3 protein-coding genes are annotated in these 2704 nt (G+C 66.8%); 1 reads left to right on the forward strand and 2 read right to left on the reverse strand.

Annotation, left to right across the window (positions count from 1 at the left end):
* On the reverse strand, positions 1 to 166 hold a 166-nt coding region (locus EOA29_RS32055; protein ID WP_145969919.1), incomplete at its 3' end, for a DUF1304 domain-containing protein.
* Between the two features lie 147 nt (positions 167 to 313).
* Here EOA29_RS32055 and EOA29_RS32060 point away from each other — a divergent pair.
* Complete coding sequence (locus EOA29_RS32060) at positions 314 to 1798, forward strand: carboxypeptidase M32 (protein ID WP_126091424.1); 1485 nt, start codon at positions 314 to 316, stop codon at positions 1796 to 1798.
* A 37-nt stretch (positions 1799 to 1835) separates the two neighbouring features.
* Here the strand turns inward: EOA29_RS32060 and EOA29_RS32065 are convergent.
* On the reverse strand, positions 1836 to 2704 hold an 869-nt coding region (locus tag EOA29_RS32065; RefSeq protein WP_127222121.1), incomplete at its 5' end, for an ATP-binding cassette domain-containing protein.

Below are 2704 nucleotides of genomic sequence, written 5' to 3' on the forward strand. Positions count from 1 at the left end.
CGTTATAGAGCCCCTGGTTGGCGGCAAGCACTTTTGAAGCGCTGGCGAAATCCGGCTTGAGGTTGAACGCCTTGTGGCCGCGCGGCGTGTCCCACAGCACCATTTCCAGATAGACGATGTAGCAGTGGATCAGCGCCACCAGCCCGACCAGGATATTGCCGACCATTGTCCCCTCCGCCCGTTCGATTCGGACATTGATCACGCGCCGCCATCGATAGGCAAGATGGCCTGCCCCGAACCGGCTGGATCAGGGTTGCCAAGCCCTGCGCGTTGGTATCTTTTCCCGCCAGCCAATTTCCAGTTGAGATCCGACATGTCCTTCCAAAAACTCGATGAACTCGGCCACAAGCTCGAAGCGCTGGAACATGCGCTGGCCATCCTCGGCGCTGACGAGGCGACCCATATGGCGGTTGGCGGCGGCGAGAAGCGCGCCGAAGCGACGTCGGTGCTTGCCGGCATGCTGCACGCCCAGGCGACCGCACCCGAGATCGGCGACTGGATCGCAGCCGCCGAAGCCGAGCCACTCGGCGACGAGCAGCAGGCCGCGGTCAGGGAGCTGCGCCGGCAATACACCAATCTCACCTGCCTGCCGGTCGAATTCGTCGAGCGCCAGACGACGGCGCGCATGCGCTCGGAGCAGCTTTGGCGCGACCTGCGCGCCAAGAACGACTGGGCGGGCTTCCTGCCGGCGCTGGAAGGCGTCGTGGCACTGGTGCGGGAGGAGGCTGCGCTGCGCGCCGACGCGCTCGGCCTCGATCCCTATGACGCGCTGATGGAACAATACGATCCAGGCAACCGTGCCGCCGACATCACGCCGGTATTTGCCGAACTGAAGGCCTTCCTTGGTGATTTCCTGCCGCACGCATTGGCGGTGCAGGATGCGCGGCTAGCAAAACACCCCCTGAAGCCGCTCTCCGGCAGCTACGCCATCGACCGTCAGCGCGAACTCGGCCTTGCCATGATGGCGGCCGTCGGCTTCGACCTCACGCACGGCTCGCTGTCGGTGTCGCACCATCCCTTCTGCGGCGGCGTACCGACCGACGTGCGCATCACCACCCGCTACAAGACCTCCGATTTCCTGTCGGCGCTGATGGGCGTGCTGCACGAGACCGGGCATGCGCTCTACGAGCAGAACCTGCCGAAAGCCTGGTCGCACTGGCCGCTCGGCAAGGCGCGCGGCATGGCCGTGCATGAGAGCCAGAGCCTCTTCGTCGAGAAGCAGATCGGCCGCAACCCCGCCTTCTGGCGCTGGGCGCTGCCGGTGGTCGAAAAGCATCTCTGCGAAGAATGGTCGATCGACGACATCCTGCCGCATGTCCACCATATCGAGCGTGGCCTGATCCGCGTCGACGCCGACGAGGTCACCTATCCGCTGCATGTCATCCTGCGCTACGAGCTCGAGCAGGAACTCGTCTCCGGCCGGCTGGAGGCCGCCGACCTGCCCGAGGCGTGGGACGCCAAGATGCGCGACTATCTCGGCCTGTCGACCATCGACGACCCGGCCGACGGGCCGATGCAGGACGTGCATTGGCCGGGTGCCGCTTTCGGCTACTTCCCGTCCTATACGCTGGGCGCCATGATGGCGGCGCAGCAATGGGCGGCGCTCACCAGGGAGCACCCGTCCGCGGACGAGGATCTCGCCGAGGGCGATTTCAGCGCCATCAATGACTGGCGCCGCAAAAGGATCTGGTCCCAGGGCTCGCGCTGGTCGACGCCGGATCTGCTCGAACGCGCCACCGGCGAAAGGCTCAACGCCGCCTACTTCACCGAGCATTTGCGCAGGCGCTACGGCGACTGACGCGGAGCAGCCTGGAACCGGCGACTTTGTGGCGTGGCTACTCCGCGGCGCCCTTGAAGGCGCTGGCTCCCGTCTCGAACTGCAGCTTGGCGAGCCGCGCATAGGTGCCGCCCTTGGCGACCAGGCTTTTGTGCGTGCCTTCCTCGACGATGCGTCCGCCCTCCATGACGAGGATCCGGTCGGCCTTGAGCACCGTCGCCAGCCGGTGGGCGATGACGATGGTGGTGCGGCCGCGCATCAGGTGCTCGAGCGCCGTCTGCACAAGTGTTTCGCTTTCGGCGTCGAGCGCCGAGGTCGCCTCGTCGAGCAACAGGATCGGCGCGTCGCGCAGAATGGCGCGGGCGATCGCCACGCGCTGGCGCTGGCCGCCTGAGAGCGTCACGCCGCGCTCGCCGACCTGGCTGTCATAGCCCTTTTCGAGCTTGGTGATGAACTCGTCGGCGAGCGCCGCCTTCGCCGCCGCCTCGATCTCGGCATTTGTGGCGCCCGGCCGGCCGAACGCGATATTGTCGCGCGCGCTTGCGGCGAAGATGGTGACGTCCTGCGGCACGATGGCGATGCGTTCGCGGACCGCGGCCGGATCGGCTTCGCGTACGTTGACGCCGTCGATGACGATGCGGCCGCTTTCCGGATCGTAAAAGCGCAGGATCAGCGAGAAGACGGTGCTTTTCCCCGCGCCCGAAGGACCGACGATCGCCACCGTCTCGCCGGGCTTCACCTGGAAGCTCAGGCCGTGCACGGCGGCGCGGTCCGGCCGGGCCGGATAGGAGAAGGAGACATCATCGAAGCTGATCGCGCCCTTGGCCTTGGCCGGCAGCGGCTGCGGATCGACAGGCGGCAGGATGGCGGGCTTCTCGGCCAGGATCTCGGTCAGCCGCTCGGCGGCGCCCGCCGCCTGCGACAGCT

Origin of the sequence: Mesorhizobium sp. M1E.F.Ca.ET.063.01.1.1 (genome assembly GCF_003998155.1) — a bacterium.
In the GTDB taxonomy this organism is placed as follows: Bacteria; Pseudomonadota; Alphaproteobacteria; order Rhizobiales; family Rhizobiaceae; genus Mesorhizobium.

Coding starts and splice junctions, on each gene's coding strand:
- EOA29_RS32060 (WP_126091424.1), top strand. CDS start 314: ATGTCCTTCCAAAAACTCGATGAACTCGGCCACAAGCTCGAAGCGCTG.